Raw genomic sequence first — 19,210 nt, 5'->3', positions numbered from 1 at the left:
TCGATGCGGGCCGTCATTCAGAGTTCCTTGAGCACGGCCGGTTCCAGCCGCCGGAACGACCACCAGCCGACCGCCAGCACCAGCACGCTGCCCACCACGGTGATGGTGAGCAGCCGGGCGTCGGGGAACTGGTCCGGATACCAGATCGCGTGGTGCAACTGGAAGATGCCGACCAGCGGGTTCAACTCGTAGAGGAGCTTGACCCAGGCCGGCATGCCCGAGCCGCGGACCAGGCCGAGCGGGTAGATGATCGGGGTGGCGTAGAAGAGCACCCGGATGATCAGCCGCATGAAGCGCTCGATGTCGCGCATCAGCACGTTGAGCGCCGACAGCAGCAACGCGACCCCCGCCAGCAGCACGAACTGCACCGACACGGCCAGCGGCAGGGCGAGCAGGTGCCACCCGACGTGGATCTTCCCGTGCATCGCGTAGACCGCCGCGATGCCGGCCAGGATGGGCAGGCCGGCGGCGTACTCGGCGAACCGGCCGGTGACCCGGCCGATCGGGAAGACCTGCCGGGGCAGGTTCATCGTGGTGATCAGCCGAGCCTGTCCGGTCAGCGCGTTCGTCGCCTCGGTGAGCGCCGAGCTGGCCCACATCCAGGCGAAGATCCCGGTGACCAGGAAGAGCGGGTACGACCCGGCCGCGTCGCCCAGGTGCCCCCGGGTGGCGCCGGAATAGAGCACGCCGAAGACGAACCAGTAGATCAGGCCCATGCCGAGCGGCTCGATGAGCGACCAGAAGTAGCCCAGCACGGACTGCTGGTACTTCACCGCGAGGTCCCGCTTGACCAGGATGCGCAGCGAGTTGCGGGCCGACCAGAGCGCGGCGACGCCTGTCGTCACCGTCCCATCCTCACCCTGACCGACGTCCGCCGGCAGGGCTACCGGTCGGGTCACCCCTTCGGGTTCAGCACTCGATCACGTTGACCGCGAGGCCGCCCCGCGCCGTCTCCTTGTACTTGACCTTCATGTCCGCGCCCGTCTCCCGCATGGTCTTGATGACCTTGTCCAGCGAGACGGCGTGCACCCCGTCACCGCGCAGCGCCAGCCGGGCTGCCGTGATCGCCTTGATGCTGGCCACCGCGTTCCGCTCGATGCATGGGATCTGCACCAGGCCGCCGACCGGGTCGCAGGTGAGCCCGAGGTTGTGCTCCATACCGATCTCGGCCGCGTTCTCCACCTGGGCAGGGGTGCCGCCCAGCGCCTCGGCCAGCCCGGCGGCGGCCATCGAGCAGGCCGAGCCGACCTCGCCCTGGCAGCCGACCTCGGCCCCGGAGATCGACGCGTTCTCCTTGAACAGCACCCCGATCGCGCCGGCCGCGAGCAGGAAGCGGACCACGCCGTCCTCGGAGGCGCCCGGCACGAACCGGGTGTAGTAGTGCAGCACGGCCGGGATGATCCCGGCGGCGCCGTTGGTCGGGGCGGTCACCACCCGCCCGCCGGCCGCGTTCTCCTCGTTCACCGCGAGCGCGAACAGGGTGACCCAGTCCATCGCGCGCAGCGGATCGGTGGCGTCGGCCTCCGCCTCCAGGCTCCGGCGCAGCTCGGCCGCCCGGCGGCGGACCTTCAGCCCGCCCGGCAGGACGCCGTCCCGGTCGCAGCCGCGGGTGACGCAGTCCCGCATCACCCGCCAGATCTCCAGCAACCCGGCCCGGACGTCCGCCTCGCTGCGCCAGGACAGCTCGTTGGCGAGCATCACCTCGCTGATCGACAAGCCGTTGCCGGTGGTGACCGCCAGCAGCTCCGCGCCGGTCAGGAACGGGTACCGGACGCGGGTGCTGTCCGGCTTGATCCGGTCCGCCCCGGCGGCCGCCTCGTCGACCACGAACCCGCCGCCGACGGAGTAGTAGGTCCGTGCCCTGATCACCGCGTCGGCCGTGTCGTACGCCACGAAGGTCATCCCGTTCGGGTGGTACGGGAGCGAGCGGCGGCGGTGCAGCACCAGGTCCCGGTCCGGGTCGAAGTCGATCTCGTGGGTGCCGAGCAGGCCGAGCCGGCGCTCGGCCCGGATCCGCTCGACCCGCGGCCCGACCGAGTCCGTGTCGACCGTCTCCGGCGCCTCGCCCTCCAGCCCGAGCAGCACCGCGCGGTCACTGCCGTGGCCGTGTCCGGTGGCGCCCAGCGAGCCGAAGAGTTCGGCCTGCACCCGGGCGGTGTCGGTGAGCAGCCCGTCCGCCTTGAGCCCGGCCACGAACGTGCGGGCGGCGCGCATCGGCCCCACGGTGTGCGAGCTGGACGGCCCGATGCCGACACTGAAGAGGTCGAAAACACTGATCATGGCTGCACTTTCCTCGCCGTCGTACCCGGGTGCGGGTCCGGCCCGGTGGTGCCGACCCCGGTCCGGGGACGGCGGGCGGCACCCGGGGTGCGGGCGCCCGACCGGCGAGCCTACCCGCCCAGGTCAGCCCCCGCCCGCGACCCCGCACACCGCCACCCTGCACCCCGGCCCGTCTCCCCCGCGTCACCGCGCCCTCGCGCCCTCGCGGCCCGCGCCCTCGCACCCTCGCGGCGCCCTCCTCGCCCTCGCCGCGCCCTCCTCGCCCTCGCCGCGCCCTCCTCGCCCTCGCGGCGCCCCGCGCCGAGATCGTGCTCGATCCAGGAAGTAGTGGCCTCGGCGTGACCGGGATGGCACTCGATCCAGGATCGAGTGCCATCTTCAGCGATCCGCGTGCGGTGTGCGGTGTGCGGTGCCGCGCCGGCAGCGAGCGCAGGCAGCGGCCGCCCGACGAAGCACGCTCGGCCAGACGTGAGTGGCGGACCCGCCAGCGAGGTCGTTGCTGGGCGTGGGTCGGCGGGACCCGGCGGGGTAAGCACCTACGGGTGCCCAGGCCACCGATCCTCCTCGGGGCCGAGGGCGCGGCTCCCACCCGTTCCTAGCGTGGAATCAGCGCGGCGGATCCGCCGCAGAGTGGGAGTACGACGATGAGTCGCAAACTGGTCCGGCCCCGCCAGGGGCGCATGCTCGCCGGTGTCTGCGCCGGCCTGGCGCAGCGGTTCGGCATGTCGACCGGGTTGGTCCGGCTGCTGTTCCTGCTGTCCCTGCTGCTGCCCGGCACCCAGGTGATCATCTACCTGATCCTCTGGATCCTGATGCCCAACGAGGACCGCTACCTCGCCCCCACCCGCCACTGACACCCCACCCCACCCCACCCCACCCCGCCACCGCCCGCCCGGGCGGCCCGGCCAGCAACATCGGGGAAGTTGCTGGCTCCGCCGCGCCTGAGGCAGCAACTTCCCCGAAACTGCCGCCGCTGCGGGCGCGCCTGCGCGGGCGGACAGCGCGGCGCGTGTCGGGGCGGGCGGACAGCGAGGCGCGTGTCGGGGGTAGGGACAGCGCGGCGCCCGCCCCGGACTCGGGGCGGGCGCCGACGTCAGGAGGGTCAGGGGGCCGTGTAGGTGACCGTGATCTTCTGGTAGCCGAGAGAGCGGAGCAGGCCCTCCAGCATCTTGCGGGTGTTCTCCTCGGCCCGCGCGGTGAGCCCGCTGTCCCGGGCGGCGGCGGTGATCCGGTCCTCGGCCAGCTGGTAGACCTGCTGCTGCCGGTTGGGGTTGCCGGCCACCAGGTCGTTGAGCCGATTGATCAGGCCGCGCTGCTCGGCGAAGACGTAGCTCTTCTCCAGGTCGAGGTTGGTCTCCCCGAGCTGCGGCGCGGGCAGCTTGATCTCCACCGACTTCTTGTCGGCGGACTCCACGATCGCCCCTTCGGCGATCTTCGAGAAGTCGACGTACGCCTCGACCCGGCCCGCCCCGACGAACAGGGTCCGCTCGTTGAGCAGGAAGTCCGGCACGTTCCTCCGGTCGTTCTGCAGGTCGACCACGACCTGGAAGTCGCCCTCCGCGGCGACGTACCGGCTGAGATCCCGGATCGACTTGAGCAGCGGCGGCTGGCTGCGGTCGGTCTGCTCCTTGGCGAACGGGTTGCGGAACTCCGGCAGGATCCCGGTGGCCTGCACGCCGAGCAGCACCACCACGGCCAGCGCGGCCGCGCCGAGCACCCAGAGCAGGCCACGGACCGGACCACCCGCCGACGGCGGGACGCCCGGCGCGGGATCGGGTGTGCCGTCCGACCGGGCCCTGAGATCGTCACTGCTCGGGTAGCCGGGGAACTCCCTGGTGGGCTCGTTGATGTCACCGTCGCGGGCCATCGCCCTCACCGTCCTCGTCAGACACAGCGTCTGAGAATGACGGTAAGGCCCCGGTACGACACCCGCCCGGCGAGCGGCGGCGCAGTCGAAAACCGCAGGTCAGGCGAACGCGGAGAGCCCGGTCAGGCGCTGCCCGATGACCAGTTGGTGGATCTCCGAGGTGCCCTCGTAGGTCAGCACGCTCTCCAGGTTGTTGGCGTGCCGCATGACCGGGTACTCGCCGGAGATCCCGTTGGCGCCGAGGATGGTCCGGCACTGCCGGGCGATCGCCAGCGCCTCCCGCACGTTGTTCAGCTTGCCGACGCTGACCTGCTCGGGGCGGAGCTTCCCGGCGTCGGCGAGCCGGCCCAGGTGCAGCGCCAGCAGCAGGCCCTTGTTCCACTCGACGGCCATGTCGGCGAGCTTGGCCTGGGTGAGCTGGAAACCGGCCAGCGGCCGGCCGAACTGGGTCCGGGTGGTCGCGTACGACAGGGCGGTCTCCAGGCAGTCGCGGGCCGCGCCGAGCGCTCCCCAGACGATGCCGTGCCGGGCCTCGGTGAGGCAGCTCAGCGGCGCCTTAAGCCCGATCGCCTCGGGCAGCCGGGTGTCCGCCGGGAGCCGGACGTCGTCGAGGACGACCTCCCCGGTCAGCGAAGCGCGCAGCGACATCTTGTGCCGGATCTCGCGCGCCGTCACCCCGGGCGTGTCCATCGGTACGGCGAAGCCGCGCACCCCGTCGTCGGTGCGCGCCCAGATCACCCCGACGTCGGCGATCGGCGCGTTGGTGATCCACATCTTGGTGCCGTTGAGGATCCAGTCGTCGCCGTCCCGGCGGGCCCGGGTGGCCATCGAGGCCGGGTCGGAGCCGTGGTCCGGCTCGGTCAGCCCGAAGCAGCCGATCGCCTCGCCGGCCGCCATGGCCGGCAGCCAGCGCTGCTTCTGCTCCTCGCTGCCGTAGCGCCAGATGGCGTACATGGCCAGCGAACCCTGCACCGAGACCAGCGAGCGGACCCCGGAGTCGCCGGCCTCCAGCTCCAGGCAGGCCAGCCCGTACGCGACGGCCGACGCGCCGGCGCAGCCGTACCCGGTCAGGTGCATGCCGAGCAGGCCGAGCTTGCCGAACTCCCGGGCCAGCTCGCGCGCCGGCACCTGGCCGTCCTCGTACCAGCCGGCGACGTGCGGGCGTACCCGGTCGTCCACGACCTGGCGCACGACGGCGCGGATCTGCCGCTCCTCCTCGCTCAGCGAGGCGTCGACGTCGAGCAGGTCCAGCACGGTCATGCCGTCGCCTCGCTCCGCCCGGCGCCGGCCCGACCTGCCCGGAACTGAGCTTGATGATTCGCTCGCTCGCGCTCGCTCATGGCCGCCACCTTAACGAAGACTCAGGAAACCGTCACTCGGGCTGGCCGCTGAGCACCAGCACCCGGGCGTGGATCTGGTTGCGCTGCTGGAGCGCCGCGCGCAGCGCCCGGTGCAGGCCGTCCTCCAGGTAGAGGCCGCCGTTCCACTGCACCACGTGCGGGAAGAGGTCGCCGTAGAAGGTGGAGTCCTCGGCGAGGAGCTTGTCCAGCGCCAACTCCCGCTTGGTGGTGATGAGCTGGTCCAGCCGGAGCGGGCGCGGCGGGATCTCCGCCCACTGTTTGAGCGTGAGGTTGTGCTCCGGGTAGGGACGCCCGTCCCGGACCGCTCTGAAGATCACGGCACGCTCCCCTCCCCCAAGGCCGGATCCACCCCGACGCCCCGCCGATCGCGGCGGGCGCTCCGGGGCAGCTGATGATGTCCGTGCCAGCCTAGCGGCACCCGCCACACCGCGTTTTACTCCCTCATGTCGGTTTCTCCCCCGCCGACACCCCGCGCCGGACCGGGGGAACCAGCTCAATTCCAGCGGCCGCGCCGGACCACCTCGTCCACCGGCCGCCGTCCCCGGCGCAGCGACGGTGACCGGTGGTCGGGCGCCTGGTAACCGATCGTGACCGCGCCGATCGGCTGGTAGTCGTCCGGCACGTTGAACGCCTCCCGGTACGCCCCGATCCGCTGCGGTGGGATGCCGAAGAAGCACGCCCCCAGGCCCTCGTCCACGGCGGTGAGCAGCATCAGCAACGCGGCGAATCCGGTGTCCACGTACCAGTAGGGCACCGGCCAGCGGTCCTCGGCGCGGTCCGCCCACCCCTTGTCCGGCTCGGCGTAGCGATCCAGGTAGGCGGAACGGTTGGCGTGCGGCACCACGATCAGCGGGGCCCGCCGCATCCCGGCCAGCCAGCGTTCCCGGCCGCCAACGCCCGGGGTGGCCGCCGCCCAGAACCGCTCCCGGTCCGCCGGCTCCTCCAGCACCAGGAAGCCCCAGCCCTGGGCGAAGCCCGCCGAGGGCGCCCGGATCGCGTGCGCCAGCAGCCGGTCCACCACCTCCGGCGGGACCGGCCGGTCCGGGTCGTAGTTGCGGACCATCCGGCGGCGCCGGACGACGTCGGCGAACTCCATGCTCAGGCCTCGGGCCGGACGCCCCAGGCACCCCGCCAGGTCTGGCCGGGAGCCAGCACGATCAGGTCCCGCCCGGAGCGGAACGCGTCCGGCGGGCAGGTCATCGGCTCGATGGCGACCGAGCGGCGGTGCCGCTCCCCGCTGAGCGTGTCGCCGGTGAAGACCTGCCACCAGCCGAACTCGCGGTCCGCCCAGACGTGCAGCCGGGCCGAGCCGTCCGGCGTGGCGAGGGTCACCGCCGAGCCGCCGTCGGCGTCCCGCTCGACGTCGCCGAAGGCCACGTCGAGCACCGCGTGGCCGATCGGGCGGGGCGCGGTGAAGTCGTACTCGCTGCCGGCCACCTCGGTCGCCCCGATCGGAAGCAGCCGGCTGTCCACCAGCACCCGGATCCGCCCCGGCACCCGCAGCGACGACTCCGCCACGCCGGTCTTCGGCAGCCGCAGGTAGGGGTGCACCGAGAAGCCGAACGGCGCCGGCTCGCCGGCCAGGTTCGTCACCTCGTGCTCGGCCCGCAGCCCGCCCGCCCCGACCCGCCACCGGGTACGCAGCCGCAGCGGCCACGGGTAGCCGGGCCTCGCCGGCAGTTCGTACCCGACCGTGACGCTGTCCGCCGCCTGCTCGACCAGGTGCCAGGACGCCCAGTTGACCAGCCCGTGGAGGGCGTTGTTGCGGGACGGCTCGCTCAGGTCGAGCTGCAGCGACCGGTCGGCGAAGGTGTACGCGCCGTCCCGGATCCGGTTCGGCCACGGGGCCAGCACCTGGCCGGCCCCGCCGGGGCAGAGCTCGTCCGCCGCGTACCCGTCGAGGTAGTCCACCCCGTCGTGCCGGTACGCGCGCAGCCCGCCACCCACCTCGACGACGACCGCCTCGTGGCCGTCGGCGGCGATGGTCCACTGTGCCCCCGAGGGCGACCGGTTCACGGCGTTCTCCATGCCGGCGACCTTAGCCCGTCGGCCCCAACCCGCGCCGGACTCAGCCCGCCGGCCGGCACGGGAGGCGGCTCACTTCCGCTCGGCCTCCGCCGTGCTGGCGGCCCGGTAGCGGAGCAGGGCCGGGAAGGCCACCACCAGCAGCACGGCGAGGAAGGCCGAGACGAGGCCGCCGCCCACCCAGGCGACACCGGCGCCGAAGCCGGCGGCCATCGTGCCGGCGCGCAGGTCGCCCAGGCGTGGACCACCGGCGACCACCACGGTGTTCACGCCCTGGAGCCGGCCGCGCATCCGGTCCGGCGCGTAGATCAGCAGCATCGACTGCCGCAGCACCGAGCTGACCAGGTCGGCGGCCCCGGCCAGGCCGAGCAGCAGCACCACCAGCCAGAGCTGGCGGGCCAGCCCGGCCAGGGCGATCGCGATGCCCCAGCCCACCACGGCCAGCACCAGCGCCAGCCCCTGCCGCCGCAGCCGGCCGATCCAGCCGGAGGTCAGCCCGCCCACCATCGCGCCGATGGCGATGGCGCTGTAGAGCCAGCCGACGGCTCCGGCACCACCGAGCCGCTCCTGCGCCACCTCGGGGAAGAGCGCCCGCGGCATGGCCAGGACCATCGCGATCAGGTCGATGGCGAACGACAGCAGCAGCACCGGCGTGGTGGCCAGGTAGCGGAACCCGTCCACGATGCTGGCCAGTCCCGCCTTCCGCGGCGTGCCGTCGCCGTCCGGGTCGGGCTCGGGCGGCATCGCCGGCAGGCGCAGGGTGGCCCAGAGCGAGACGGTGAACAGCAGCGCGTCCACCGCGTACGCGATCGGCAGCCCGACGTCGATCCGCCAGGTGGCGAAGATCAGGCCGGCGGTGAGCGGCCCGAAGACCGAGGTCGCGGTGAACGTGGTGAAGTTCAGCGTGCTGGCCGCCGGCACCAGCTCGGCCGGCACCAGCCGCGGCAGGATCGCGCTACGGGCCGGTGAGGTGATCGCGAAGGCGATCGACTGCACCGCGACCAGGGCGAGCAGCAGCGTCGGGCTGCCCACCCGGAACACCGACTGGAGCAGCAGGCCCAGGGTCGACGCCCAGAGCAGCCCGCCGGCGGCGAGCAGCACCTGGCGCCGGTCCCGGGCGTCGGCGACCGCTCCTCCCCACAGCCCGAAGACCAGCAGCGGCAGGAACCCGGCCACGCCGAGCAGCCCGACCCAGAACGAGCCGCCGGTCAGGGCGAACATCTCGACCGGTACGGCGACCGCGGTGAACTGGAAGCCGAACATCACCACGCCGTTGCCGAGCCAGACCCGCCGGTACGCGGGCACGCTCAGCGGACGCAGGTCGATCGCCCAGCGGCGCGATCCGCGCGGCCGGGCCTCCTTCACTCCGGTCACGGCGCCAGCCGCTCGGTGATCCAGTCGCCGCCCTCGGTACGGCGGAACCGCAGCCGGTCGTGCAGCCGGCTGACCCGGCCGTGCCAGAACTCCACCGTCTCCGGCCGGACCCGCAGCCCGCCCCAGTGCGGCGGGGCGGGGATCGGCTCCACGTCGGCGAACCGCTCCGCCGCCGCCCGGTACGCCGCGTCCAGCGCGGCCCGCTCGGGGACGACCTGGGACTGGCTGCTGGCCCAGGCGCCGAGCTGGGAGCCGCGCGGCCGGCTGGCGAAGTACGCCTCGGTCTCGGCCCGGTCCACCCGCGCCACCCGCCCGGTGACCACCACCTGGCGTTGCATCGGGAACCAGGGGAAGACCAGGCTGGCCCACGGGTTGGCGGCCGCCTCGGCGGCCTTGCGGGACCCGTAGTTGGTGTAGAAGACGAAGCCGTCCTGGTCGTACCCCTTGAGGAGGACGGTGCGGGCGCTCGGGCGGCCCTCGGCGTCGGCGGTGGCGACCACCATCGCGTTCGGCTCGGGCAGCGGGTACGCCACCGCGTCGGCGAACCAGCGGCCGAACTGGGTGTGCCAGTCCGATGCCAGGTCCGATTCGGAAAGGCCCAGGTCGGCGGCGTACTCGTTACGCATGCCCGCCGGGGCCGGTGTGTCGCCCGTCACTCCGTCTCCCCCTCGTCGGGGCGACCGCGTCCCCCGACGCTGGCCAGACCCCACCGCCCAGTCTGGCCCAGACCGTGAGCTTGTCCACCCGCGGGGATGAGGCGTGCAGCACAGTCGCCGCGGGTCGCGCACTTGGTTACCGAGCAGGCAAGATGGCACGAACACATCCCTGAGGGTCGCCTAAGGAGCGGGGCCGGATCAGCCCGCGCGGGCGCACCGAGCCGGAAGCCAGGAGACGACATGTCCGACTTCAAACCGGGCCTGGAAGGCGTCGTAGCCTTCGAGACCGAGATCGCCGAACCGGACCGCGAGGGTGGCTCGCTGCGCTATCGCGGCGTGGACATCGAGGATCTGATCGGCCAGGTCTCCTTCGGCAACGTCTGGGCGCTGCTGGTCGACGGGCGCTTCGGCCCCGGCCTGCCGCCGGCCGAGCCGTTCCCGGTGCCGGTGCACTCCGGCGACATCCGCGTCGACGTGCAGTCCGCGGTCGCCATGCTCGCCCCGTACTGGGGCCTCGACCAGCTGCTCGACATCTCCGACGAGCAGGCCCGCGAGGACCTGGCCCGGGTGTCGGTCACCGCGCTCTCCTTCGTCGCCCAGTCCGCCCGCGGCCTCGGCCTGCCCGCCGTGCCGCAGAAGGAGATCGACAAGGCGGAGACGATCGTCGAGCGCTTCATGAAGCGCTGGCGGGGTGAGCCCGACCCGCGGCACGTCAAGGCCGTCGACGCCTACTTCATCTCGGCCGCCGAGCACGGCCTGAACGCCTCCACCTTCACCGCCCGGATCGTCGCCTCCACCGGTGCCGACGCCGCCGCCTGCATCTCCTCCGGCATCGGCGCGCTCTCCGGTCCGCTGCACGGCGGCGCGCCGTCGCGGGTGCTCAGCATGCTGGAGTCGGTCGAGCGCAGCGGCGACGCCGAGGGGTACGTCAAGGGCGTCCTCGACCGGGGCGAGCGGCTGATGGGCTTCGGCCACCGGGTCTACCGGGCCGAGGACCCGCGCGCCCGAGTGCTCCGGCGCACCGCCAAGGAGCTGGGCGCACCCCGCTTCGAGGTCGCCGAGGCGCTGGAGAAGGCCGCGCTGGCCGAGCTGCAGGCCCGCCGCCCGGACCGGGTGCTCGCCACCAACGTCGAGTTCTGGTCGGCCGTGGTGCTGGACTTCGCCGAGGTGCCGGCGCACATGTTCACCTCGATGTTCACCTGTGCCCGGATGGGCGGTTGGTCCGCGCACATCCTGGAGCAGAAGAAGCTCCAGCGGCTGGTCCGCCCCTCGGCCCGGTACGTCGGCCACGGCCCGCGCAAGCCGCAGGAGGTCGAGGGCTGGGACGCCATCCCGCACGGCGTCTGATCCCGCGTATCCCTCGAAGGGCCTCGTCCGGCACGGACGGGGCCCTTCGCGCATCGCTGTGGCGCATCCCTCACCGCGGGGGATGGGACCAGCCGCCGGGCGGGCCGGCCCGGGTGGGAGGATGAAGGCCGGCAGTGCCGCCGGACCGGGCTCGGATCCCGGCTCCCCCGCGCGCCCACGCGCGGCCGACGTCGGTCCGCGCCCGCTGAAGGGCCCCTCCTCGCAGCCCACGCGGAAGGATCGAGACAACCGTGGCTGACGCACCGACCATCCGGATTCCCGACGACATCAAGCCCGCCGACGGGCGGTTCGGCTGCGGGCCGTCCAAGGTCCGTCCGGCGGCGGTCTCCGCCCTCGCCGACGTCGCCACCAGCTACCTGGGCACCTCCCACCGGCAGCAGACCGTGCGGGACCAGGTGGCCCGGCTGCGCCGGGGCATCGCCGAGTTCTTCACCCTCCCCGAGGGCTACGAGGTGATCATCGGCAACGGCGGCACCACCGCCTTCTGGGAGGTCGCCACCTTCGGCCTGGTCCGCGACCGGGCCCAGTTCGCCAGCTTCGGCGAGTTCGGGGCCAAGTTCGCCAAGTCGGTCAGGGACGCCCCGTTCCTGGGCGAGCCGACGGTCCGCAAGTCCGAGCCGGGCAGCGCCCCGACCCTGGTCGCCGAGGCCGGCGTGGACGTCTACGCCACCCCGCACAACGAGACCTCGACCGGCGTGGCCGTGCCGATCAGCCGGGTGCCGGGCGCCGACGAGGGCGCGCTGCTGCTGGTCGACGCCACCTCCGGCGCCGGCGGCCTGGAGGTCAACGTCGGCGAGACCGACGTCTACTACTTCGCCCCGCAGAAGTGCTTCGGCTCCGACGGCGGCCTCTGGCTGGCCCTCATGTCGCCGGCCGCGCTCGCCCGGGCCACCGAGATCAAGGAGTCGGGTCGCTACATCCCGGCCTTCCTCGACCTGGTCACCGCGATCGACAACTCGCGGCTGGAGCAGACGTACAACACCCCGGCGCTGGCCACCATCTTCCTGGCCGCCGAGCAGACCGACTGGATGAACGCCCAGGGCGGCCTGGCCTGGGCGGCCAAGCGCACCGCCGAGAGCGCCGGCATCGTGTACGGCTGGGCCGAGCGGTCCGAGTTCGCCACGCCGTTCGTGGCCGACCCGGCGCTGCGTTCCAACGTGGTCGCCACGATCGACTTCGCCGACGGGGTGGACGCCTCGGCGATCGCGAAGGTGCTGCGCGCCAACGGCATCGTCGACACCGAGCCGTACCGGAAGCTGGGCCGCAACCAGCTCCGGATCGCGCTGTTCCCGGCCGTCGAGCCGGCCGACGTGGAGGCGCTCACCGCGTGCGTCGACCACGTGGTCGAGCGACTCTGATCACCTCGTGACGCTGGGTGGCCGTCGACGCTCCGACGGCCACCCACCGTGATCATCGCCGCAGGTCAGTCGCGACATGCCGGGGTGTCGCATCCCCCACCTTCGGGTAGATGCGCGTACGGTGGTGCGAGACGCCCGGGTGGCCGGCTCGTGGCGTGACGGCCAGCGAAGCGGGACGGAGGCAAGCCCATGCGCCCAGTACGCTTCGTCGCCCTCTCCGAGGACGGCCAGGCTCTGGTGCTCGCCGACGAGGTCGGGCGCCTGCTCGCCCTGCCGATCGACGAACGCGTCGCCTCGGTGCTGCACCCCGATCCCGGCGCGGCGCCCCTCGCGGTCGTGGCGACCGCCGCCGACCCGACGCCGTCGCTCTCGCCGCGGGACATCCAGGCCCGGATCCGCTCCGGCGAGTCCGCCGAGGACGTCGCCCGGATCGCCGGGGTCCCGGTCGACCGCGTCCTGCGCTACGCCGGCCCGGTGCTCCAGGAGCGGGCCATGCTCGCCCAGCACGCCCGGCGGACCAGGCTCAAGGGCGCGGAGAAGCCGACCCCGCTGGCCGAGGTGGTCAACGGCCGGCTCGGTCAGCACGGGATCGACACCGAGAAGATCTCCTGGGACGCGTACCGGCGGGACGACGGCACCTGGCGGATCATCGCCACCTGGCCGTCGGGCAAGGCCACGGCGCAGGCGGTCTGGGATCTCGACAAGACCCGGCAGCACGTCACCCCGCACGACGACATGGCGCAATACCTCTGCGCCGAGCGGCCCACGCCGATCCTCGGTCAGGAGCCGGCACCGGAGCGGGGCGGCCACGCGCTGCCCGGCCCGTCGCGCGGCGAGCCGAGCCGGGGCGGGCACGGCCTGCCGGCGCCCGCCGAGCACGCCCGTCCGGGTCGGGACCCGATCCGCGCCGGCCGGGACGCCCTGCTCGCCTCGCTGGACCGGCCGCTCGGCGGTGCGTCCGGGCGGGGTCTCGACACCCGGTCCCCGGCCGCCCTGGCCGGGTCGGAGGCACCCCGCCAGCGGCCGGTCTCCGGTGGCGCCGCGGCGCTGCTCGGGGGCGGCCCGGGTTCGGCCTTCGACGACGACTCGGACGCGCCGAAGGAGGTCCCGGCCGTACCGTCGCTGGCCGTGCTCCGGCCGCGGCGCACCGGCCCGGCAGCGGCGGCCGGCGGCGGCGAGTCGGCGGAGGCCGGCGGCAAGCCGCGCAAGCGGCTGCCGAGCTGGGACGACGTCCTCTTCGGCAGCGGCCCGGCGGCCCGCGAGTCATCCTGATCCACCCGGTCCACCCTGGCGCGCGACGGCTCCAGGTCGCAGCGCGGCGCCGGACCGGCCTTCATTCGGTCCGGAGAGCCGCCAAGCGGCGCGGAGGCCGAATTATGGCCGTCAGCCGAGCTGGAGTCGTCGCAAGGCACTCGAAGTGCCCGCGTGCCAGGGTGGACCCATGGAGTACACGAACCTGGGACGCACCGGTCTCGCGGTGAGCCGGCTCTGCCTCGGCACCATGAACTTCGGTCCGCAGACCGACGAGCCGGAGAGCTTCGCCATCATGGACCGGGCTCTGGAACACGGAATCAACTTCTTCGACACCGCGAACGTCTACGGCTGGAAACTCGGCGAGGGCGTCACCGAGCAGATCATCGGCCGCTGGTTCGCCCAGGGCGGCGGGCGCCGCGACAAGGTCGTCCTGGCCACCAAGGTGTACGGAAAGATGGGCGACTGGCCCAACGAGCAGGGCCTCAGCGCCCGGCACATCATCCGGGCCTGTGAGGAGTCGCTGCGCCGGCTGCAGACCGACACCATCGACCTGTACCAGATGCACCACATCTCCCGGACCACGCCGTGGGAGGAGATCTGGCAGGCCATGGAGACCCTGGTCGCCCAGGGCAAGGTGATCTACGTCGGGTCGTCCAACTTCGCCGGCTGGCACATCGCCCGGGCGCAGGCGGCGGCGGGCCGGCGCAACTTCCTCGGCCTCGTCTCCGAGCAGTGCATCTACAACCTGCTCACCCGGCACGTCGAGTTGGAGGTGATCCCGGCCGCGCAGGAGTACGGGCTGGGCATCATCCCCTGGTCGCCACTGCACGGCGGGCTGCTCTCCGGGGTCATCCGGAAGATGGCCGAGGGCGGCGCGGCGCGCGGCACCACCGGCCGGTCGGCCGACGCGCTCGCCGCGCACCGGTCCACCATCGAGGCGTACGAGAAGCTCTGTGCCGACCTCGGCCACGACCCGGCCGACGTGGCGCTGGCCTGGCTGCTCTCCCGGCCCGGGGTGACCGCCCCGATCGTCGGTCCGCGCACGCTGGACCAGCTCGACCGGACCCTCGGCGCGCTGGACGTGGACCTCGACGAGACCACCCTGCAGCGGCTGGACGAGCTCTTCCCGCCGCTCGGCAACGGCGGCCCCGGCCCGGAGGCCTGGGCCTGGTGACCCCGTCCCGGGCCGACCGGACGCGTTCCGGCCGGCCCGGGCGCGTGCCTGCGCCGCGAGGTCGGCGATCTCGCGGGGTAGGTGCACCGAGGACACCGCCGGATCGCCGACCTGGCGCGATCCCCGGCGGCGCTGGCCTGGGTCAGATCGGCCAGGCGGCCAGGCGGTCGTAGGTGGGGCGGGGGCCGGGATGGCTGCGGACCAGCACCAGCTCCTCCGCCGGCCATTCCGGGCCGAGGTAGTCGTGCAGGGCCTCCCGGTCGGCCAGGATGTCGGCGCGGTCGATCCGGTCCCCGGGCCGGGCGATCGTCAGGTGGGCCCGGAACGGTTTCTCGTCGTGCGGCAGCTCGGCGCGGCGCAGCCCGAACCGGATCAGCCGGGCCAGCACGGCCAGCCCCTCGACGTCGCCCCGGGCGTCCACCCACAGCACGGTGAACCGACCGCGCCCGAAGCTGCCCCCACCGCCGAGGCGAAGCCGGGGTGAGTTGTCCCGGCCGTCGCGGAACGTCTCGGTGGCCAGCCCGAGCGCGCTCTCCACGTCGACCAGTCGGTCGTCCGGCACGTCGCCGAGGAAAGCCAGGGTGAGGTGGGCGTTCGCCGGGTCGGCCAGTCGGACGTTGGTGCCGGCGGCGGTGGCGGCGCCGACCCGCAGCCGGGCCACCTGGGCGGTGAGGTCGTCGACCGCCGTCCGGGGCGGGTAGACCGCGACGAAGAGCCGCACCGGCGTCAGCGGTGCCGCTGATGGTGCCCGGCGCGGGCCGCGGGCAGGGTGAGCCCGGCCGCGTGCACCAGCCCCTCCACCCGGACCCGTTCGATCTCCCGGTCGACGCCCTCCAGGTCGGCCAGATGCTCGGTGATGTCAAGTGCCCGGCAGGCGGCGCGCAGCCGCTCGTCGTACGCGTCGATGACCGCGCCGTGCCACACCACGGAGCGGTCGGCGGCGGCGAGCCGGTGGCCGCCGAGCCGGCGCAGGTCGACGGCGAGCTGTTCCAGCGGGCGGCGGTCCCCCCGGTCGAACTCGGTGAGGTCGATGTCGCGGGTGAGCGAGTCCGCCTCGATGGCCCGGTCCAGCCGGGCGATGGTCCGGCGTTCGCGGCGCTGCTCCCGCCACTCGGCCCAGCCGCAGGCCACCCGGTCGATGATCTCGTCGGCGCAGAAGAGCAGCGCGAAGACGGCGGGCAGGCAGCAGACGGCGAGGATCGCCAGCATCAACAGAAGTCCCCGCCCCACTCCCACATATCGACGCTAAGCCGCCTCGTGGCGGCCCGCTACCCGTTTGGCGAGATCGGGCCGGAATGCGTAAACGGACGGACCGGCCCCCGGGGCGGGAACCGGTCCTTCCGGTGGTCAACGGGTCACTCGGCGCCGGGCGAGACCACGTAGAAGCGGGGCATCGGCAGCACCCGCATCCGCAACCGGGCGCCGGAGCGGCGCAGTTGCCAGGTGAGCGCGAGGAGCGCGGCGGCCAGCGAGATCAGCCCGCCGATCCAGATGCTCGCCCCGGCGCCGAAGGTCTCGGCCACCCAGCCGATGATCGGCGCGCCGACCGGGTTGGTGCCGAGGAAGACCAGCACCCACAGCGCCATCACCCGGCCCCGGAAGGCGGCGTCGACGCTGAGCTGGACCCGCTGGTTCGCGGCCTGGGCGAAGAAGACCATGAAGAACCCGGTCGGCAGCAGCAGCGCCACGACCAGCCAGTACGCCCCCGCGAGCCCGACCAGGGTGCCGAAGGTGGCGCAGCCGACCGCCGCCCCGAGCACCAGCCAGACCGAGGGGCGGCTGCGCCGCCCGGTGCCGGCCAGCGCGCCGGTCAGCGCACCGACCGCGAGCGCGGTGCTGAACAGGCCGAAGGAGGCGGCGCCGGTGTTGAACACGGTCTTGGCCAGCGCGGCGAGGGTGAGCTGGAAGTTGAACAGGCTCATCCCGATCACCGACATCAGCGCCATCGGCAGCAGGATGTCGGGCCGGCGCGCGACGTACCGCAGGCCGTCCACCACCCGGGCCTGGTCGCGCTGGCCGGCCGGCAGCAGGTCCTTGCGGTGCAGTTCGGAGGTACGCATCCGGACCACGTTGACCAGCGGGGCGATCGAGCTGAGCGCGCTGAAGAGGAACACCGGTCCGACGTCGAAGGCGGCGATGGCCAGGCCGGCGACGGCCGGGCCGATGATCCGGGCCGAGTTGAAGGTGGCCGCGTTGAGCGAGAGCGCGTTCGGCAGCAGCGGTACGCCGACCAGTTCGGAGACGAACGCCTGCCGGACCGGGGTCTCCACCGCGTTGGCGACGCCGAGCAGGGCGGCGAACGCGAAGACGTGCCACAACTGCACCAGGCCGGTGATCACCAGCAGGCTCATCACCAGCGCCAGCGCGGTCCAGAAGGCGTTGGCGATGAAGAGCAGCAACCGCTTGTCGTAGCGGTCGGCGAGGCGGCCGGAGAGCAGGGTCAGCAGCAGGACGGGGGTGAACTGCAACGCGGTGACCACGCCGAGCGCGGTGGCCGAGTTGTCGCTGAGCTCGAGGACGAGCCAGTCCTGGGCAATGAACATCATCCAGACGCCGATCAACTTGATCAGCTGTCCGGTGGCGAAGAGTCGGTAGTTGCGGACTCGTAGGGACTGGAACATCGTGCTCAGCCTGGCCTGCACGCTAAGTGCGCCTCCTCGCGTCGGGTACGCCTCATCCACGGCGGACGGGGCGGACCGCACGACGCGGTCGACTCAGGCGCGAGCGATCTCCTGGAGGATGTCGGCGGCCCGCCGCAGCGTGTCGCGTTCCTCCTCGGTGAGTTCGGCCAGCTGGTCGGCCAGCCACTGGTTGCGGGCCCGCTCGAACTGCTCGAGCACGGCCCGTCCCCCCTCGGTCGCCGCGAGGATGACCTGCCGGCCGTCGGTCGGGTGGGGGGTGCGCTGCACGAGGCCGCGCTCCTCCAGCTTCGCGACGATCTTGGTCATCGTCGGCGGCTGCACCCGCTCGACGTCGGACAACTCCCGGGGCGTCAGGGCACCCGCCAGGTTGAGGCTGGTGAGCGCCGAGAGTTGGCTGCCCGTCAGGTCGCCGACCGGGCGGGCCTGCCGGACCCGCCGGTTGAGTCGGGTGATCGCATTACGCAGCTGAGGGGCCAGCTGCGCCGGTGGCACGCGTTTCGCCGTCACCGTCCGCTCCGTCACACTAGTTAGCTTAACTAATGAGCCTGGCTAACGACATGCGATATGACCAGGCTCACCAGAAGATCGACTTTTCCCCGCGTCAGAACACCACGGACCCGATCGGCCCGCGCGGGAAGTACAGGATGAACAACAACGCCGCGGCGTACAACAGGGGGAGGATGTCCGCGGCCTCGCGTACGCTGTGCCGGTGCCTCAGGAGCAACCGCCGCGGCCCGAACCGCTCGACCCGCCGATGGTGCCGTTCGCCGTCGCCGGGCTGATCGTCTGGGCGGTCGTCGGGCTGGTGCTGCTGATCTTCTTCCGCGGCTGGCTCACCGAGCACGGGCACCAGAACTGGCTCTGGACCTGCCTGGCCGGCTTCCTGTGGGGCTTTCCCGGTCTCGCGGTGATGATGCGGCACGACGCCAACCGGCGCCGCCGCCGAGAGGCCGCCGCCCGCCGGGACTGACTCCGGCGGCGGGCAGGACAGCCGTCAGGGGTGCCCGTACGGCTCCGCGGGCTCGGCCGCCTCCACCGAGCCGGGGGCCCGGCTGACCGACACCGCCTCGACCGCGCTGTCGTCGTAGACCGTGGGCAGCTCGTCGACCGGCGTCTCGGCCGTCTCGGCCAGCGTCTCCGAGTGCGCCCCGCAGCCGTGGTCGGCGCTCACCACTCGGCCGTCGTCCGGGGCGTAGAAGTTGCCGCAGGCGCCGAAGGACTGCCGCAGGGCGCCGGCGAGGGGGAGGTAGAAGCCGCAGGTGCCGCAGCGGGCGGCGGCCGGCGCGGCCACCGAGATCGCGGCGTTCGGGCCGTGGTCGCCGTCGTACCAGCGCTGGGCGGCGTCCGAGCGGCCCTCCCGGGACAGCACCCGGGGCCGGCCCAGACCCAGCTCCCACGCGGTCTCCTCGACCGCCGGGTCGTCGGAGAGCAGGTAGCCCGGGGCGAGGCGCTCGTCGTCCGGCGGGGTGGGCAGCAGGTCGCCCGGGCCCAGGTCGCCCGGCTTGAGCCGCTCCTGCCAGGGCACCCAGCCCGGGGCGAGCAGCGCGTCGGGGCCGGGCAGCAGGACCGTCTCGCAGATCGTGACGTGCCGGCTGCGCGGCACCCGGGTCACCGTGACGGCCCAGCGCCAGCCGCGGTATCCGGCCAGCCGGCAGTCGAAGTAGTGGGTGACGAGCCGGTCGCCTTCGGCGACGGCCTGGAGGTGCTCGCCGACGTCGGCGGGGTCCACCTCGGTGATGGCGGCGCGGGCCACCTCGACGGCGGCGGCGCAGACCTGGTCGAGCCGGGGAGCGCGGGCGGAGGCGGGCCTGGTCACCCGCCCATTGTTCCCCATGCCCACGGTCGGCTGTC

20 protein-coding genes are annotated in these 19,210 nt (G+C 73.2%); 6 read left to right on the top strand and 14 right to left on the bottom strand.

The genetic code is table 11. The features are described from left to right. Positions 1 to 17 precede the first annotated feature (17 nt). Together ACFYML_RS11590 and ACFYML_RS11585 are read right to left on the bottom strand one after the other, a co-directional pair. Complete coding sequence (locus ACFYML_RS11590) at positions 18 to 845, bottom strand: ABC transporter permease (RefSeq protein WP_387420510.1); 828 nt, start codon at positions 843 to 845, stop codon at positions 18 to 20. Positions 846 to 909: 64 nt separating this feature from the next. Beyond that, positions 910 to 2,280 (bottom strand): L-serine ammonia-lyase, encoded by a 1,371-nt coding sequence (locus ACFYML_RS11585; RefSeq protein ID WP_387420509.1) that lies wholly within the window; start codon positions 2,278 to 2,280, stop codon positions 910 to 912. 644 nt (positions 2,281 to 2,924) lie between these two features. On the opposite strand from ACFYML_RS11585, the gene ACFYML_RS11580 reads away from it, so the two are divergent. Continuing rightward, on the top strand, positions 2,925 to 3,134 hold the full coding sequence (locus tag ACFYML_RS11580) for a PspC domain-containing protein (protein WP_387420508.1): 210 nt from the start codon (positions 2,925 to 2,927) through the stop codon (positions 3,132 to 3,134). Positions 3,135 to 3,382: 248 nt separating this feature from the next. Here ACFYML_RS11580 and ACFYML_RS11575 read toward each other — a convergent pair whose 3' ends face one another. The 7 genes from ACFYML_RS11575 to pdxH all read right to left on the bottom strand — a co-directional run bounded on the left by ACFYML_RS11575 (position 3,383) and on the right by pdxH (position 9,533). Continuing rightward, entirely contained in the window at positions 3,383 to 4,147 is a 765-nt protein-coding gene (locus ACFYML_RS11575) for a DUF4230 domain-containing protein (protein WP_387420507.1), read from the bottom strand. Between the two features lie 99 nt (positions 4,148 to 4,246). Then, entirely contained in the window at positions 4,247 to 5,407 is a 1,161-nt protein-coding gene (locus tag ACFYML_RS11570; protein WP_387420506.1) for an acyl-CoA dehydrogenase family protein, read from the bottom strand. A 112-nt stretch (positions 5,408 to 5,519) separates the two neighbouring features. Next, positions 5,520 to 5,825, bottom strand: a complete 306-nt coding sequence (locus tag ACFYML_RS11565; protein ID WP_073839113.1) for a type II toxin-antitoxin system VapB family antitoxin — start codon at positions 5,823 to 5,825, stop codon at positions 5,520 to 5,522. Positions 5,826 to 6,001: 176 nt separating this feature from the next. Further along, complete coding sequence (locus tag ACFYML_RS11560; protein WP_387420505.1) at positions 6,002 to 6,604, bottom strand: nitroreductase family protein; 603 nt, start codon at positions 6,602 to 6,604, stop codon at positions 6,002 to 6,004. A 2-nt stretch (positions 6,605 to 6,606) separates the two neighbouring features. Beyond that, a complete protein-coding gene (locus tag ACFYML_RS11555) occupies positions 6,607 to 7,536 on the bottom strand; it encodes an aldose 1-epimerase family protein (RefSeq protein ID WP_387420504.1) in 930 nt (309 codons plus the stop codon). 69 nt (positions 7,537 to 7,605) lie between these two features. After that, a complete protein-coding gene (locus ACFYML_RS11550) occupies positions 7,606 to 8,907 on the bottom strand; it encodes an MFS transporter (RefSeq protein ID WP_387420503.1) in 1,302 nt (433 codons plus the stop codon). Further along, a complete protein-coding gene (pdxH, locus tag ACFYML_RS11545; protein WP_387420574.1) occupies positions 8,904 to 9,533 on the bottom strand; it encodes a pyridoxamine 5'-phosphate oxidase in 630 nt (209 codons plus the stop codon). The genes ACFYML_RS11550 and pdxH overlap by 4 nt, the downstream gene beginning before the upstream one ends. A gap of 270 nt (positions 9,534 to 9,803) precedes the next feature. Here pdxH and ACFYML_RS11540 point away from each other — a divergent pair, with 270 nt between their 5' ends. The 4 genes from ACFYML_RS11540 (at position 9,804) to ACFYML_RS11525 (ending at position 14,717) form a co-directional block, all read left to right on the top strand. Further along, the gene (locus ACFYML_RS11540) at positions 9,804 to 10,910 is read left to right on the top strand and encodes a citrate synthase 2 (RefSeq protein ID WP_357442192.1); all 1,107 of its coding nucleotides are present in this window, start codon (positions 9,804 to 9,806) and stop codon (positions 10,908 to 10,910) included. Between the two features lie 251 nt (positions 10,911 to 11,161). Further along, positions 11,162 to 12,289: a phosphoserine transaminase gene (gene serC / locus ACFYML_RS11535; protein ID WP_387420502.1), complete on the top strand. Its 1,128-nt coding sequence runs from the start codon at positions 11,162 to 11,164 to the stop codon at positions 12,287 to 12,289. A gap of 189 nt (positions 12,290 to 12,478) precedes the next feature. Beyond that, positions 12,479 to 13,561 carry a septation protein SepH gene (gene sepH / locus ACFYML_RS11530; RefSeq protein ID WP_387420501.1) on the top strand — a complete coding sequence of 361 codons (1,083 nt, stop codon included), beginning with the start codon at positions 12,479 to 12,481 and terminating at the stop codon, positions 13,559 to 13,561. 169 nt (positions 13,562 to 13,730) lie between these two features. Next, on the top strand, positions 13,731 to 14,717 hold the full coding sequence (locus ACFYML_RS11525; RefSeq protein WP_387420500.1) for an aldo/keto reductase: 987 nt from the start codon (positions 13,731 to 13,733) through the stop codon (positions 14,715 to 14,717). A 142-nt stretch (positions 14,718 to 14,859) separates the two neighbouring features. Here the strand turns inward: ACFYML_RS11525 and thpR are convergent, their stop codons facing one another. From thpR to ACFYML_RS11505, 4 genes are all read right to left on the bottom strand, one after another. Further along, positions 14,860 to 15,438, bottom strand: a complete 579-nt coding sequence (gene thpR, locus ACFYML_RS11520) for an RNA 2',3'-cyclic phosphodiesterase (RefSeq protein WP_387420499.1) — start codon at positions 15,436 to 15,438, stop codon at positions 14,860 to 14,862. Positions 15,439 to 15,443: 5 nt separating this feature from the next. Next, positions 15,444 to 15,953 carry a hypothetical protein gene (locus tag ACFYML_RS11515; RefSeq protein ID WP_387420498.1) on the bottom strand — a complete coding sequence of 170 codons (510 nt, stop codon included), beginning with the start codon at positions 15,951 to 15,953 and terminating at the stop codon, positions 15,444 to 15,446. A gap of 119 nt (positions 15,954 to 16,072) precedes the next feature. Further along, the gene (locus ACFYML_RS11510; RefSeq protein WP_387420497.1) at positions 16,073 to 17,359 is read right to left on the bottom strand and encodes an MFS transporter; all 1,287 of its coding nucleotides are present in this window, start codon (positions 17,357 to 17,359) and stop codon (positions 16,073 to 16,075) included. A 72-nt stretch (positions 17,360 to 17,431) separates the two neighbouring features. Then, positions 17,432 to 17,881 carry a MarR family winged helix-turn-helix transcriptional regulator gene (locus tag ACFYML_RS11505; protein WP_387420496.1) on the bottom strand — a complete coding sequence of 150 codons (450 nt, stop codon included), beginning with the start codon at positions 17,879 to 17,881 and terminating at the stop codon, positions 17,432 to 17,434. A 187-nt stretch (positions 17,882 to 18,068) separates the two neighbouring features. Between ACFYML_RS11505 and ACFYML_RS11500 the strand changes: the two genes are divergently transcribed. Continuing rightward, positions 18,069 to 18,329, top strand: coding sequence for a DUF2530 domain-containing protein (locus ACFYML_RS11500; protein WP_387420495.1), 261 nt, complete (start codon positions 18,069 to 18,071; stop codon positions 18,327 to 18,329). 24 nt (positions 18,330 to 18,353) lie between these two features. On the opposite strand, the gene ACFYML_RS11495 is transcribed toward ACFYML_RS11500, so the two are convergent. After that, positions 18,354 to 19,193 carry a DUF3027 domain-containing protein gene (locus ACFYML_RS11495; RefSeq protein ID WP_357442183.1) on the bottom strand — a complete coding sequence of 280 codons (840 nt, stop codon included), beginning with the start codon at positions 19,191 to 19,193 and terminating at the stop codon, positions 18,354 to 18,356. Positions 19,194 to 19,210 lie beyond the last annotated feature (17 nt).

Origin of the sequence: Micromonospora sp. NPDC007230, assembly GCF_042869115.1 — a bacterium.
Taxonomy (GTDB): domain Bacteria; phylum Actinomycetota; class Actinomycetes; order Mycobacteriales; family Micromonosporaceae; genus Micromonospora.
Note: the sequence above shows the minus strand (reverse complement) of the source record. Positions and strands in the feature narration are given on the sequence as shown.

Bases quoted from the DNA above. Each gene is read 5' to 3' on its own strand.
- ACFYML_RS11540 (WP_357442192.1), top strand. From the start codon at position 9,804: ATGTCCGACTTCAAACCGGGCCTGGAAGGCGTCGTAGCCTTCGAGACC.
- ACFYML_RS11560 (WP_387420505.1), bottom strand. From the start codon at position 6,604: ATGGAGTTCGCCGACGTCGTCCGGCGCCGCCGGATGGTCCGCAACTAC.
- ACFYML_RS11575 (WP_387420507.1), bottom strand. From the start codon at position 4,147: ATGGCCCGCGACGGTGACATCAACGAGCCCACCAGGGAGTTCCCCGGC.
- ACFYML_RS11585 (WP_387420509.1), bottom strand. From the start codon at position 2,280: ATGATCAGTGTTTTCGACCTCTTCAGTGTCGGCATCGGGCCGTCCAGC.
- pdxH (WP_387420574.1), bottom strand. From the start codon at position 9,533: ATGCGTAACGAGTACGCCGCCGACCTGGGCCTTTCCGAATCGGACCTG.
- sepH (WP_387420501.1), top strand. From the start codon at position 12,479: ATGCGCCCAGTACGCTTCGTCGCCCTCTCCGAGGACGGCCAGGCTCTG.
- ACFYML_RS11555 (WP_387420504.1), bottom strand. From the start codon at position 7,536: ATGGAGAACGCCGTGAACCGGTCGCCCTCGGGGGCACAGTGGACCATC.
- ACFYML_RS11570 (WP_387420506.1), bottom strand. From the start codon at position 5,407: ATGACCGTGCTGGACCTGCTCGACGTCGACGCCTCGCTGAGCGAGGAG.
- ACFYML_RS11495 (WP_357442183.1), bottom strand. From the start codon at position 19,193: ATGGGGAACAATGGGCGGGTGACCAGGCCCGCCTCCGCCCGCGCTCCC.
- ACFYML_RS11525 (WP_387420500.1), top strand. From the start codon at position 13,731: ATGGAGTACACGAACCTGGGACGCACCGGTCTCGCGGTGAGCCGGCTC.
- ACFYML_RS11580 (WP_387420508.1), top strand. From the start codon at position 2,925: ATGAGTCGCAAACTGGTCCGGCCCCGCCAGGGGCGCATGCTCGCCGGT.